Annotated in this window: 15 protein-coding genes and 1 tRNA gene; 1 reads left to right on the forward strand and 15 read right to left on the reverse strand. The window is 42.4% G+C overall.

The genetic code is table 11. From position 1 onward, the window contains the following. Positions 1-540 precede the first annotated feature (540 nt). The 14 genes from FE810_RS02835 to rpsU form a co-directional block, all read right to left on the reverse strand. Positions 541-903: a hypothetical protein gene (locus FE810_RS02835; protein ID WP_138318518.1), complete on the reverse strand. Its 363-nt coding sequence runs from the start codon at positions 901-903 to the stop codon at positions 541-543. 66 nt (positions 904-969) lie between these two features. Further along, on the reverse strand, positions 970-1,338 hold the full coding sequence (locus FE810_RS02840; RefSeq protein ID WP_138318519.1) for a hypothetical protein: 369 nt from the start codon (positions 1,336-1,338) through the stop codon (positions 970-972). 216 nt (positions 1,339-1,554) lie between these two features. Next, complete coding sequence (locus tag FE810_RS02845; RefSeq protein ID WP_138318520.1) at positions 1,555-1,959, reverse strand: hypothetical protein; 405 nt, start codon at positions 1,957-1,959, stop codon at positions 1,555-1,557. A gap of 103 nt (positions 1,960-2,062) precedes the next feature. Continuing rightward, positions 2,063-2,260: a DUF6210 family protein gene (locus tag FE810_RS02850; RefSeq protein WP_138318521.1), complete on the reverse strand. Its 198-nt coding sequence runs from the start codon at positions 2,258-2,260 to the stop codon at positions 2,063-2,065. A 125-nt stretch (positions 2,261-2,385) separates the two neighbouring features. Continuing rightward, positions 2,386-2,865 (reverse strand): hypothetical protein, encoded by a 480-nt coding sequence (locus tag FE810_RS02855; RefSeq protein WP_138318522.1) that lies wholly within the window; start codon positions 2,863-2,865, stop codon positions 2,386-2,388. Positions 2,866-3,396: 531 nt separating this feature from the next. Then, a complete protein-coding gene (locus tag FE810_RS02865; protein WP_138318524.1) occupies positions 3,397-3,834 on the reverse strand; it encodes a hypothetical protein in 438 nt (145 codons plus the stop codon). Positions 3,835-4,001: 167 nt separating this feature from the next. Continuing rightward, positions 4,002-4,562, reverse strand: a complete 561-nt coding sequence (locus FE810_RS02870) for a hypothetical protein (RefSeq protein WP_138318525.1) — start codon at positions 4,560-4,562, stop codon at positions 4,002-4,004. Positions 4,563-5,066: 504 nt separating this feature from the next. Then, positions 5,067-5,696: a hypothetical protein gene (locus tag FE810_RS02875; protein WP_138318526.1), complete on the reverse strand. Its 630-nt coding sequence runs from the start codon at positions 5,694-5,696 to the stop codon at positions 5,067-5,069. Between the two features lie 457 nt (positions 5,697-6,153). Next, positions 6,154-6,230 (reverse strand) — tRNA-Ile (locus tag FE810_RS02880). A gap of 170 nt (positions 6,231-6,400) precedes the next feature. Beyond that, the gene (locus tag FE810_RS02885; protein WP_171022232.1) at positions 6,401-7,018 is read right to left on the reverse strand and encodes a putative outer membrane beta-barrel protein; all 618 of its coding nucleotides are present in this window, start codon (positions 7,016-7,018) and stop codon (positions 6,401-6,403) included. A 578-nt stretch (positions 7,019-7,596) separates the two neighbouring features. Beyond that, on the reverse strand, positions 7,597-9,438 hold the full coding sequence (rpoD, locus tag FE810_RS02890; protein WP_138318528.1) for an RNA polymerase sigma factor RpoD: 1,842 nt from the start codon (positions 9,436-9,438) through the stop codon (positions 7,597-7,599). Between the two features lie 93 nt (positions 9,439-9,531). Beyond that, positions 9,532-11,292: a DNA primase gene (gene dnaG / locus FE810_RS02895; RefSeq protein ID WP_138318529.1), complete on the reverse strand. Its 1,761-nt coding sequence runs from the start codon at positions 11,290-11,292 to the stop codon at positions 9,532-9,534. Positions 11,293-11,526: 234 nt separating this feature from the next. Continuing rightward, complete coding sequence (locus tag FE810_RS02900) at positions 11,527-11,973, reverse strand: GatB/YqeY domain-containing protein (RefSeq protein ID WP_138318530.1); 447 nt, start codon at positions 11,971-11,973, stop codon at positions 11,527-11,529. A gap of 24 nt (positions 11,974-11,997) precedes the next feature. After that, complete coding sequence (gene rpsU, locus FE810_RS02905; protein WP_136734521.1) at positions 11,998-12,213, reverse strand: 30S ribosomal protein S21; 216 nt, start codon at positions 12,211-12,213, stop codon at positions 11,998-12,000. Positions 12,214-12,451: 238 nt separating this feature from the next. On the opposite strand from rpsU, the gene tsaD reads away from it, so the two are divergent. Then, positions 12,452-13,465, forward strand: a complete 1,014-nt coding sequence (tsaD, locus tag FE810_RS02910; RefSeq protein ID WP_138318531.1) for a tRNA (adenosine(37)-N6)-threonylcarbamoyltransferase complex transferase subunit TsaD — start codon at positions 12,452-12,454, stop codon at positions 13,463-13,465. A 147-nt stretch (positions 13,466-13,612) separates the two neighbouring features. On the opposite strand, the gene FE810_RS02915 is transcribed toward tsaD, so the two are convergent. Beyond that, complete coding sequence (locus tag FE810_RS02915; protein WP_138318532.1) at positions 13,613-14,149, reverse strand: acyl-CoA thioesterase; 537 nt, start codon at positions 14,147-14,149, stop codon at positions 13,613-13,615. Between the last annotated feature and the right edge of the window lie 93 nt (positions 14,150-14,242).

The following is a 14,242-nucleotide window of genomic DNA, read 5'->3' on the forward strand; positions in this document are numbered from 1 at the left end:
GAGTTCGGGGGTGAATCGGGGTGAGAATTGGGCTGTCAGGTAGGCTTTCTGGGGGGAGGCGTGAATGTCTCTTATGTGCCAGGAACGGTCCGTTAGCAATTGCTAATATACGCTAGTTTTGATGTGTTAACGCCATAGCCTCTGGTTATATGCTTTTTACAATTAGTACAAATTGAATAAGGCACAATAGAAACAAAATTAAAAAAATTTTAAAGGTTAATTTATAACCTTGAGCAAGCTTATTTGCACTTTTTTTGTAAATAGGAAAATTTTTTGGGTTACCAAAGAGTATGCCAATGAATTGATCATGGTATTCAAAACCTTTTCGAACTGACACCACTGAGTTACTACCTAATAGCTCTACCTTAAGTTTTGCGTATGAATACATGAACACACCAAAGCTTATTATGGCTGCGGCAAATGTTAAAAGAGCTAAGAGTATTTGACTATTCATAGGCATATTAAAGTTTATTGTTTTGACTCAAGTCGAGTGGCAGTAAATCGCTCAACAGAGTCATACAAATTTATTTGAAAATAATTTTATATCGCTTCAAGCAGAGTCAGTAACTCACTGTCTTCACGAAAAAATATTTCGATAATTTCAGTAGCTGTCTCTCTTTCTTCTGATGAAGTGTCAGTATTTTTCAACTTTACGACTAAAATCGGACGAACCTTTTCTCCGTATGTTTCAATCATCGGAAACACTCCATCATCTGCGCCATTGATGTCTTTGGTTAGATGATAGATTTGAAATAGTTCATCCCCAGTTAGTTCGTGCCCAGGTTTTGACATGGTTTCTTGGCCAAGCTCATCAAAAAGGGTTTGAAGCCATTGAGGGTAATTAGCTTGCGTAGGCATAGATATTCCTAATAATACTAGAGAGATTAATACTAAGATTCTCACTTAAACTTCCTTTTTTAACCTTTTAAATCAAATTAACTGAACGACTCTAAATCGCTCTTTGCGACATTACTGGTGAATGTATTTTCCATGGCTATCGACAAAAACAAATCCTTCGGTTGTGTATCTTTGTCCATCTTTCCATGCCTGTGTTTTGAATACGACTAAATCTCCATCATCGCCAGTACGCTTCCACTGAGATGCTGTTGTTTTGACTTTTTCGTACTTACTTTTGGGGGCTATCCCCAATTTACCTAAGTTTTTATTTTCGATAATACTTACATTCGTGGAAACGCTATTTACCACTACAAAGCATACCGTTTCTTCGAATTCCTTACTGTCGCAAAACGCTAGGGCCTTTTTATCACTGCGCCAGACAACATCGTTAGCAAGTGCGCTTAATGACACCAAAGATAGTAATACAAACACAATTTTCATTTATAAATTCAACTTCCGCTTATCGCTCATTAGGCCCTATTTGAGCGCATATTTCTTGAAGCTTACTCAACGCGTCCATATTTTTATTCAATCTTCCTAGGTAACTGAATAACCCTTATTCGCCCTTTTGAAACATTCGCCTTTTCAATAGATTAACATCAGGTTGTTACCAGCAAGATCTGTTAGGAGTCCTATCGAGCAACGCTATATCTCATACTAGATTAACTCGGATAAAGTAAAACTTTCGGCATGGATGCAAAAGCTTATCTCTCCATTTGGGCCAACAGGGTCCTTGTAGGCAGCATGAACTTTAATGTTACTCAAGTTTTTACGTTCTACTTTATAAACCACAGTAACATATCCATCTTTGTGATATGGCGGAAACTCATTATTCTCATAATAATGAATTGGCAATAGAAAATTTTTATTTTCTTCGATTTCAAAATAAACAGATACAATTTCCATATCGTTAACTTTGTTAGGAATAAATAATTTGGATTGTTCTGTGTAATTCTTTTTGACCGCGCCTAAGCTAAGAATCGGAGAATACTCGGCTTCTTTTCCGCAGGCTACTGAAGCTGTGCAAAAAACATATAACAGCAATAAACTATATTTAAGCAATGGAATCCTCCTTAATCTGTGACTACTCAATTTGTATCCGAATACTTAACACCCATTTGGGTTATCCTGAACGCCCCTAACTCGCTCAATAAAAAACTTGAAATTAATCGCTGTTACACCAAGTAAGGACGCCCTTAAACTCCCCAAAGCCGCTAAAGTCACTAAAGTTATTTTCTTCAACAATTACGTGAACCCATGCTTCATATGAATCCGAAATTTTCGAACTATCAACATGAATTGCCGTAGTTTCGGGAACTATAAGAGCCGCTCCTGAAAGCCCCCACAGATTTAATTTTCTCATTTCATTCCTTGATTATGAATACATTGCAAGTTAAGCATTTAATGACCGCTCATCGCTCATAGCCGCCATAGGCTTTTAGTTAATTTACGTTATATATCTGATGGTTGTAAACTTATACTGAACTGTTAAGGGCTCTTTTTCTTAGATAAAGAGTTTTGATAAAACCAAGCGTCAGGGTCTTTATTGTATGTGTCCTTAACCAAGTGATAACTTCCACTATGTTCGATTACTCTGAGATAAAAATAAGGAAATGAGCCGCTTGAGGTCAGTGAAAGATTCCAATCATTCCTTTTCCACGTTCCTGAATATTTCTTGCTATCGATATAGAAATCGAATGTTCCATCAGGTTTTAAATCTAATGTTTCGCCAGTATCAACCCATAGACCTATGATTGCTTCATCTGACCGCAGTATAGGGTTCCACTCAATATCAGGTTCAGATAACTCACGAATGATTACAATGCTAATAGGAATCAAGAATGCTATTACTTTGGCAATGTTTTTTGCTTTTAGTTTTCCATATTTGGAAATTCCCCACTTGTATACCCAGAACTGCATAAGTCCATATACAATAAAGATAAATATTAAAAGCCCTATAATTTGCATTAACTATCCATGAAGTGCTTGCTTGAGTTGCGTGGAGAAAAAATAACTATGTCCGCTGTTCGCTCAAAGCGGAAGTTTCCCTTCCACTATTTTAGATTCATCCTACGGGGTTCTACTGAGTTGTCAATCATGGCCTAATTGGGGTGAAAAAATAAAATTTGTGAAAATCCCCTCCCCAGCCGCCAAGCCAGAGAGGGGGAACCGACGTGCTCCAGAGTTGCCCAGAGCGACGCCGTTTTTGCGTCCGTGCGTGGTGCTCATCCATGGGGTCAGTTTTTGCCGCCGTCGATCACTCTGAGGCCAGGTCGGGGCGAGTCCAGCGCTTCCACTGCCGCCCGGAGCTTGGCCGAAGCCGTCTCGGACGCCTCCTGAACCGTCTCCTTGGTCAGGTGCGAGTAGCGCTGAGTCACTGCTGGATCTGAGTGACCCAAGATCTGCTGCACTTCGTATAAGCTACGTCCCGAGTTCACGAGTAACGAAGTATTACGCTAAAGGGACCTTTAGTGATATGAAACAAAGAGGAAGTGGCTACTACTTCTTACCAGCCTTTTCTTTAGCCGCTTGCTGTTCGGCGATGATGTCGGGCAAGTCGTTCTTGAGTAGCTTTTGCATCCGCTTCTTGAAGTCATCGATATCACCCAACTTATGCAAACGTCGGGTTTCTCGCTCTGCTACTAATATGCCTTCTGCCTTGAGGGCCGCCGCTAAGAATCCGGCATTGTTGGCGCTTTTGGATGTATATAGGCCATCCAATATCTTGGCGTTGAAGGTGTCGTGCTTGCTGAGGGCTTTCTCGATGTCCTCCAGGGCTATCCACTCGGGCGAGAAGAAGCCGCCAGTGTTGTTGGTGATGACTCGGAACAGGTAGGTTTTATCGGCGGGGTTGTAGCCGACGTTGTAGGTCAAGGTGGGGTCGTCAGGTGCGGAGACTTTGCCGCAGGTATCTTGCTTGATTATTTGGATACTCATATGAACCTCCTTTAGTTGTGTTCATATAAGATGCTGATTTTTGCGCAGGGCAGTGACGGGCTAAACAAGGCTCATCCGTGAGCTTGTCTTCGCCGACCAATTTAATTTGAACAATCGACCGTAGCCAATCGTGACTTCATAAGTTTGGATGGTGATTTGGGAAGATGTTAGCGTTTGCTCTTTAGTCTTTTCGCCATGAACCCAACCATGCCGCTAAGTATAAGCAGGATCGTGCCTGGCAAAGGTACATCTCTGGGTTCTTGCAACCTATCAACAATGAAATTTATCTCCAACGACGCGGGCCCAGCCGATTCGCCGAGTCGGAAAAAAGCAGGTAGTCCAAGTACGGGAAAGAGGTCCATTCCTACAGTCGCTAATGTTACATCATAAATCTGCAAAGGAAACGCACTACAGTCGACGCCAGCATTGCATGCATCGAATGCTGTTGATGAATTGTTATTCCCTGGAGCATAAGCGATAACTACTATCTGTGAAAGCGTTAAGTCAGCTGACAGTGAAAGGCTAAAGTAATCGCTATAGTCAGTTGTGATATTTCCGACTTGACTGAGTAATAAATTATCTCCGGCTTGTAATACCAGTTGGGTCGGATTCATGAAATCATCACTTAAATCGCCATCAACACTTTCGTCCCATATTAAACCGGCTTGAGCAAAAGAAGTAATACCCATTAAAACTATACAACCAAGAATTTTTTTTAATGTAATCATGTTGTTTCCTATTTAGGTTATTGTTAAAGCTCAACGTACCTAAGCAAAAAACAAGCCATGTAAAATAGTCAATTAATTCACGGGGTTGTTGAGGTGGCTTTCCTTGTTAGTAAAATATTTAGACAATGAATCGAACAACTTTTAATGGCAACGAGGGGCTGATTGATGAACCTTATGATGGCGAACCTAGAGTTGTTCATAAAACCGTTTTGAGTGCTCATGTGTTAATTTGCATACAGAATTGATCCGAAAAGACTGCAAAGTTGCGTTCAAAAGGGAGCCAGAATATGAATGCTAATTATATGAATGAACGACACAAGTTTTTGATAAGAACGGATCATTATTGAATGCAAATCGTGGGTCAGTTTTAAGTGCAAATTAACACCGATAGTTGTTTTGGTATTTATCAATACCTGCATCTGTGATAGCGCCAGTGATGATGAATAGGTCAGCGCCTCACACTCCCACTATTCAGACATGAACATAATAGGAAACTAGGTTAATTCATTTTTTACGAATAAATGTGAAGGCAAAAATAAAGGTTACTAACATTAAAATTGTAGGGGGTTCTACAACGCTTGTTATTTCTCGGAAGTTACCAAGAAATACATTTGGACCACGAAAGCCATATACGTATCTAAGATCAGGACGAGTGAAGTTCAGGTAGTCAGCAGTACCATTATTATCTACTCTCCATGAATATGATATATAAGAGATATTCGGGTCGAATACGACATTTATATCAGACCATGTATATCGATCGGAGCCGCTTACACCAACCACTTGATAATTTCCAGGTGGCAAAATTAGGTCAGATACTCGTTCCCATCGAAAAAACTGGAATAAGTCGTTTGTGTTGTCAATTGTTGCGGTAGCCAGAAGATTTCCTTCAGAATCAAAAAGTGCGACATCATGCTCATCTGCCATCCCCGTACGAGGATCTGAAAAATACCCTAGACCAGTAACCGTTACGGTGTCTAACACTTCAAAATTAAACGCAAACTCCCAACTGTTGTTTGTATAGCTAAAACGCGGTTGATCAAACGTAAAAATGGCTCCCGCATTGGCAGGTTTAATTATTGACAATAGTATCGTTAGTGAAACACCCATTAAGTATGACATCGATTTATTCATTACTTATTTTCCTCTTTACAAAACCCATAAATGAAACTTCAACATCTACTGTTACCAGCAACATCCGTGCCAAACTCTAAGTGTCTGTAAACATATGGTTTTTGTAATTTTTCAGTGGGAGCTGTAAATAAATCGGGCAAAGAACAACTTTCGTCATTGCAACGACTTTCGTGCACCCCGCTGCCTTTTGAGAAGTCTTATCTTCGTTGTTAGCTTGAATCTAATTTCGGGAAGAAGGTCGTATGAATAAAGGGAAGCTAGTGTCCAATCTGTTAGTCTTGTTATGCCTGTTATCATGTAACAGATATTATCTCGACTGCTGACAGCGCTGATTTAAACGACTATGTGCTGCATGGTCGTGGCAGCGCGGAAGAGGCGCTGGCGAGCATCACTATGTGGTTCAGGGATACCCGAGAGGTGGCTACTTTCTTTTTTATTTTGAGATTGATTTAAAGAATGGTGGCCCGTCCCTGACTTGAACAGGGGACCTACCGATTATGAGTCGGGTGCTCTAACCAACTGAGCTAACGGGCCATACAGAGAAGTTGAACGCGGGTTCAAAACTTGGTTCTTGCTAAGGAAAATAGCAAAAAGTGGCGGCAAGTATAAGCATTTTTTATTTTAATGTCACCATTGTAAGGGTAAAAATATGTGGCTAAATGCTCGGTTGGCGAATTGTTAACCAGCAGAAACCGGTTTCCCGCTTAAAACTTAAAGACGACACCAGCACTGACATCCGCTTGATACCAGAAATTTGAAGAACCGTTGATTGCGCACTCGCCAGTATCACAAAACATCTCATCGTTGCCCTCATAAAAGGTGGCGATCACCCGAGTTTCAAACTTCACATTGATTGCTTTATTGACGGGAATTTCTGCGGCTAAGCCTAGGTTGGCAGAAGGGCGAGTAGAGCTACCGAGTTCATTGCTATTGGTTTCTACATGGGATACGCCTACACCACCTAATAAATATAAGGGCACGCGTCCATCGTTGATCCTTAAGTTACCACCGATATGAACAAAACTGGTTTGTAAATCACTTTGTATTGGGCCATCTACAGCGATCACATCTCCCTGATTCTGACTGAGAAAGATTTCACCTTTATGTTTATTTTCTGTATCCCAGGCAAGATTACCATTTAAAGAGTTCGTGGGTTTAAAGTAATTATCGAGAAGTTGTGTATCAGCAATGACGGACTCCCCGGTCGGCGCCGAGGTTAGAGAAATCTGCCATTGTTCGGTATTTTCTTCAGGCAAAGCCAATGCCCAAAAGGGACATAATAATAGGCAGATCCAGAGGGAAAAGTAGCGTTTATTATTCATGTTTCTAAGCAAAAGGTTGGATAATTTAAGCATAGCTATGAATGGCTAAAATAAAACTCGAGAGGGCAATTATTTTGTAAATAATTTGAGGGAGCAAGTGAAGATCTGAAGGTGGCAGAAAAAGCGCGAATTGAGGTAGAAGGTGGAAGACGAAGGTGGAAGTATGAAAGCTTCTTCAAAGCCTAGAAATGCTGGTCCCTCGAGATGTTTTCTAGCTTGATTCCATTAACGGTATGAAGCTATTAACTTTGATTTCCAGTCGTAGCTGGAAATGACGGAGTCTGGTTGGTGGCAAAAATTGAGCAAGCAATATAGCCTTCTGTCCTCGAGATGCTTTTTATCTCGAAATCCACCTTTTCGTCATTGACGAAACTCCACCGAAAATTGCCCCTCGATAACTGCTCCTCGATAACTGCTCCTCGATAACTGCTCCTCGATAACTGCTCCTGCGTTATTCTAGCTACATACATCCTTGTATTAGTGCATTTTCGGCATACAGACCATCCCTGGCCAAAACCCGCGCAGCTTCCCTCTAAAACAAAAAAGCCCGCGTTAGCGGGCTTTTTCTAAAGGAGTTATTACTCGCCGTCAAGGAAGCTTTTCAGCTGCTCTGAACGAGACGGATGACGAAGCTTACGCAAAGCTTTCGCTTCAATCTGACGGATACGCTCACGGGTAACGTCAAATTGCTTACCAACTTCTTCCAAGGTATGGTCGGTGTTCATATCGATACCAAAACGCATACGCAACACTTTGGCTTCACGAGCCGTTAGCCCCGCTAAGACTTCGTGAGTGGCGTTTTTCAGGTTTTCTGTCGTTGCCGCATCAACCGGTAATTCACCACTACCATCTTCGATAAAGTCACCTAAGTGCGAATCTTCATCATCACCGATTGGTGTTTCCATGGAGATAGGCTCTTTGGCAATTTTTAATACCTTACGGATCTTATCTTCTGGCATTATCATGCGCTCTGCCAACTCTTCTGGAGTCGGCTCTCGGCCCATTTCCTGAAGCATCTGGCGAGAGATACGATTTAATTTATTGATTGTCTCAATCATATGCACTGGGATACGGATAGTACGCGCCTGATCCGCAATCGACCGGGTGATCGCCTGACGGATCCACCAGGTAGCATAGGTTGAGAACTTATAACCACGACGATATTCAAATTTATCAACCGCTTTCATCAAACCAATATTACCTTCCTGAATAAGATCGAGGAATTGTAAACCACGGTTTGTGTATTTTTTGGCAATTGAGATAACCAAACGCAAGTTGGCTTCAACCATTTCTTTTTTCGCACGACGAGCTTTCGCTTCACCGATAGACATACGACGGTTGATATCTTTGATGCTTTGAACACTTAGGTAGGTCTCTTCTTCAAGCGCATTAAGCTTGTAGATGCAGCGCTCGACATCAAACTTCGCTAATTTCAGCTTGTCTGAATATGCATGACCGGCTGCAATTTCTTTATCCAACCATTCAATTTGAGTTTCGTTACCAGGGAAAACCTTGATGAATTTCGTCTTTGGCATACCTGCGCCAACGACACAGTGTTTCATGATCAAACGCTCTTGAACACGAACTCTGTCCATCACATCTCGCATGTTTCTGACTAAGCGATCGAAAAGTTTTGGAATTAAGCGAAACTCTTTGAATAATTCAGCAATGGCATCGATAGCGGCAACGGCGTCTTTATGACCTCGGCCTTTCTTTTCGATGATCTTGTTGGCTTTTTCGTAAAGGTTACGTAATTCGGTGAAGCGTTCACGAGCAAGCTCCGGATCTGGACCGGTATCCTCTTCCTCTTCGTCATCATCCGTGTCAGTACTGGTTTTATCTTCATCGGCCAGTTCTTCTTCAGATAATTCTGAACCAACGTGCGTTGCGGTTGGTGCTTCTTCTTCGTCGGCATCCGGATCAAGGAAACCGAGAATAATATCACTTAAGCGAACTTCTTCGGCTTCGAAGTTGTCCCATTGCTCAAGTAAATAGTTGATGGCTGGTGGATATTCAGAAACACTGCGTTGTACTTCTCGAATACCTTCTTCAATGCGTTTGGCGATAACAATTTCGCCTTTACGAGTCAGTAGCTCTACTGTACCCATTTCGCGCATATACATACGAACAGGATCGGTAGTTCGGCCGATTTCGCTTTCTACCGTGGCTAACGCCTGAGCCGCAGCTTCAGCCGCGTCTTCATCGGTATTCGCTTCGCTCATCATCAATGTATCGACATCCGGCGCATTTTCAAATACCTGAATACCCATATCGTTGATCATGCGGATGATGTCTTCCACTTGATCAGAATCGATAATGTCCTGCGGCAGGTGATCGTTCACTTCGGCAAAGGTAAGGTAGCCTTGCTCTTTACCTTTAGTGATGAGTTCTTTGAGTCTAGATTGCGGGGCTTGGTCCATCGACGATTGTCCACCTATTTGGCTATCAAAATACAAACAGTAAAGGCCGAAATTATAGCAAGTCGAATTCAGAAATACCAGTAGCCGGAAACGCTAGCTTTGCGCGTTTAAAAGCGACTGAAGTTCCTGTTTTTCTTGCGAATTTAATTGCCCTAACCGTGCTTTTTGTAAAAGATTTTCTGTCCGTTGCTCAACAAAAGTGTTGAGAATTTTATCCAGGGTATCAATAAACACACCTTCTGCGGCGTCTTTCTCAATGTGATGTTCCCAGATTAATAATTTGGATAGTACCGGGCCTATGTCACTGTCACGCCAGTTTTCTACAAGCTGGGCGCCGGTACATTCAGGGTTTGCACGACATTGCTGAAGCAATTGTCTGAGGATATGAATGCCGGGTAATTCAATAGTATCCAGTACTGAAAAGTCTTCCAATACCCCCTCTAAATGGGGATGCTCAAGCAATAATGCAATAGCTAAGCGCACTGGCGTCACTTTATTTTTTGCATCTTTTTTTATTGCTGTGGAAGTCTTTGATTTTGTTCGAGTTAATTTGTGAAGTTGTTGTTCGCTACCAAGCCCGAATTTGTTAGCCAGATCGGTAATCATCGAATCTTTCAGGACACTGTCTGGCATTTTCTCCAGGTAAGGTTCGAATTTACCAATCAGCGCAGCCTTTCCTTCCGCGGAATTGGTATCGAGTGAGGAAAGCAAGTGCTCAAAGATAAACTGAGATAGTGGCTTGGCATTATCGATAATGGTTTCAAATGCATCCTTACCTTGTTGGCGTACCAGCGTGTCTGGGTCTTCACCATCCGGTAAAAATACAAATTTTAAAGAGAAGCCATCACGGATCAGGGGAAGTGCGTTTTCCATTGCTCGCCATGCGGCATCGCGTCCGGCACGATCACCATCATAGCAACACACTACTTCTTTGACGGTACGAAACAGGGTTTGTAATTGCTCGACGGTTGTTGAGGTGCCAAGAGATGCTACCGCGTAAGGGATATCATGTTGCGCCAGGGCGACAACATCCATATAACCTTCAACGACCACAAGGCGCTGTAAATCTTTCGCGTATTTTTTCGCTTCATACAGACCATATAGTTCCTGGCCTTTATGATAAATTCGGGTTTCCGGTGAATTCAGATATTTTGGTGTGCCGTCACTGAGCACTCTGCCACCAAAACCGATCACTCGTCCGCGCTTATCGGTAATGGGAAACATCACCCGACCGCGAAAACGATCGTAAGGGCGATTCTTATCCCCTTGAATAGCCATACCAAGTTCAACTAACTGTGCGGATAATGGTTGGCTTTGACCAAATTGCCCCATCACACCATCCCAGCTATCTGGTGCATAACCGACGCCAAACTTCTTGACGATTTCGCCGCTTAAGCCTCGACCTTTGAGGTAATCGATAACACTTTTAGAGTCGCTATGATGCTTTAAGTTGTGCTGGTAATAGCGAGCAATATTGCCCAGTAGCTGGTAATCGTCTTGTTTTTGCGCATGAATTTGCGCTTGTTTGCGTTGTTGCTCAGGGCTGGTATTTTGCTCTCGCTCAACTTCAATTCCCGCAAGAGAGGCGATCTCTTCAATGGCGTCGACAAACTCTAGCCGTTCATATTCCATGATAAATGAAATCGCATTACCGTGAGCGCCACAACCAAAACAGTGATAAAACTGTTTATCACGACTGACCGTAAATGATGGGCTTTTTTCGCTGTGAAAAGGGCAGCAGGCCTGATAATTTTTACCGGCTTTTTTTAAATTAACTTTTGCGTCAATCAACTCGACAATATCAGTTCGAGCGAGCAGGTCGTCAATAAATTGTCTTGGGATTAATCCAGCCATGGCCTAACGATGTGCGCCTATTCGAGTTGGGAAAATTTAACAGTAGTTAATTAAAAGTACGAAAAACAAAGTCGTAAAATCAAACTACTAAGTTACACTAACGCTTTGTTGTTTGTCAGCAAACTCACGTAATAAAACAGAATAAATTTTAAAGATAAAAAAACCGCGCTAATAATAATCAGCGCGGTTGTTTTTGCATTTGCTTTACGAGATACAGCAAGAATTATGAAAGAATTAACTGTTAAGTGCTGCGCGCACCTGACCGCTAACCTTGCCTAAATCGGCACGTCCTTGCATTTGCGGCTTTAAGATTGCCATTACTTTACCCATGTCAGCCATGGATGCAGCATCTGTGTTGGCAATCGCCTCGGTGATCAATTGCTGAACTTCATCAGCGGTTAATGCTTGCGGCAAAAACTCTTGAATCACCTTAATTTCGGCTTGCTCCGATGCTGCCATATCTTCACGGCCGCCTTCGGTATACATGGCAACAGACTCTCTACGTTGTTTAATCATTTTGGTTAACAACGCAAGAATGTCATCTTCAGACATCTCTTTTTGAGTGTCGATTTGCACTTGCTTAATAGCCGACAACGCCATGCGTATAACGCCAAGACGATTTTTGTCTTTGGCACGCATGGCATTTTTCATCTCGTCATTGAGTTGACTTAGCAAACTCATAACTTCAGGAGATCCCTTAAAGTATTAGTATAAACGGATACGACGAGCGTTTTCGCGAGCAACTTTCTTCGCGTGACGCTTAACAGCAGCAGCTTTCTTACGCTTACGTTCCCAAGTCGGCTTCTCGAAAGATTCGCGACGACGAACTTCTGAAAGGATACCTGCTTTTTCACATGAACGTTTGAAACGACGAAGAGCTACATCAAACGGTTCGTTCTCTCTTACTTTAATTACTGGCATTGTGCCTCTCACCTCTAGTGAATACTTTGACCCGGAAAACTAAAAATATCCAGGCTGTTTAAAAATGGTGCAGTATTTTAATCCGATCGATCCTTGGATGTAAAGTTTTAATCGAGTTTTATTTAAAACAACTGGTGAAATTTGCTGGCGGGCGCTAAGATCGCCTGCAATTGTTTGATCAACTCAGGATCCTTCAGGCGAATCTCGCTTGTAAGTGTTAATTTTAGGTAACTAATCGATGCGAATTTTAGGTATAGAAACTTCTTGTGATGAAACCGGTATTGCTATCTTCGATGAAGAGAAGGGAATTCTTGCCCATCGACTCTACTCGCAAATTGATGTGCATGCCGATTACGGTGGCGTTGTGCCAGAATTAGCCTCTCGGGATCATGTTCGTAAGACCTTACCATTAATCGAAGAGGCACTAAAAGATGCCAATATGACGCCTGATGATCTTGACGGAGTTGCCTATACCGCAGGGCCTGGTTTAGTGGGTGCGCTATTGGTCGGTTGTTCTATTGGTCGCTCACTTGCCTATGGCTGGGGTATTCCGGCAGTACCGGTACATCATATGGAAGGGCATTTGTTGGCGCCAATGCTGGAAGACGATGTCCCTGAATTTCCATTTATTGCATTACTCGTGTCCGGTGGTCATACATTACTTGTTCGAGTTGATGGTATTGGTCAGTACCAAATGCTTGGTGAATCTATCGATGATGCGGCCGGTGAAGCGTTTGATAAGACCGCCAAGTTGCTGGGGTTGGATTACCCAGGAGGACCGGTATTGGCGAAGATGGCTGAGCAGGGCACTAAGGGGCGATTTAGATTTCCCCGTCCGATGACCGACCGACCAGGACTGGACTTTAGCTTTTCAGGATTAAAAACCTTTGCCGCAAATACGATTTATAAAGAAGATGATAGTGAGCAAACGAAAGCCGACATTGCGTACGCGTTTCAAGAAGCCGTTATTGATACGCTCACGATTAAGTGCAAACGAGCACTGCAACAATGTGGGTTGAATCGACTCGTGATTGCTGGTGGCGTCAGTGCCAATAAAGAGCTTCGAGTTAAACTTTCTCAGGTGATGAAAAAGCTTAACGGCAATGTCTATTATCCGCGCCCAGAGTATTGTACGGACAATGGAGCGATGATTGCATTTGCGGGTATGCAGCGATTAAAAGCTGGTGTGGATGCTGAACTTACCTTTCAGGCAACACCGAGATGGCCGCTGGATACTTTACCGCCAGTATAAAGAAATTAATGATTTTTAAATCAAGGGGTCAGAGTCGTTGAAACGTTCAACGACTCTGACCCCTTGATTGAATGAATACAAAAAAGGGCCGTTGTGAAAACCGGCCCTTTTTTATTTGGGTTTGTTCTTTGGAATTGCTAATTGGTTTTAGCGGCTCTGTTGCTGCCAATGATCAAGAGAGCTTTCATTCCATTTATTAACAATGTGGCAAACGTTAATGGCATCAACGTTGGCATTGGGGATTAAATCCAGCATTTCTTTTGGCGAAATACGCTTTTCGCTGTCACTGATAATACGAATTTTCACCATCAATAACGCATGCACACCACGCTTAGATTTAAAGGTATGTTCGACATATAAAAATTTATCGTCCCAACCGGTAAACCGAGTGGTAATTTGATAGCGCTGAAATGGTAATAATGGTTTGCGAAACTGCGCCATCTCCCCGGCGATCACCGGGTAAAACTTTTGTTTGCGAATCGCCTGCCACATGCCAGCGCGGATCATCATTTCAACCCGGACATTATCGGTAATGGTGAAATAACGGCCGTTGTTGATGTGGCCTAACAAATCTAAATCTGTTGGCCAAACAATATGGCTGGTAGTAAATGGCGAAAAAATATCGGTAGCTGACTTAAACCATGAAGTAAGCATCATAGTGAAAAAGCGAAAATAAAGGTTCATATAAGACTTAGGGAAATAAGGGGGTTAACTGGTTAGACCAGGTATGTTAGCAATCGTAGGGTTGGCGATCAAGTTCATTGATAATGACGCGGA

Source organism: Thalassotalea litorea, from assembly GCF_005843925.1.
Lineage (GTDB): Bacteria > Pseudomonadota > Gammaproteobacteria > Enterobacterales > Alteromonadaceae > Thalassotalea_A > Thalassotalea_A litorea_A.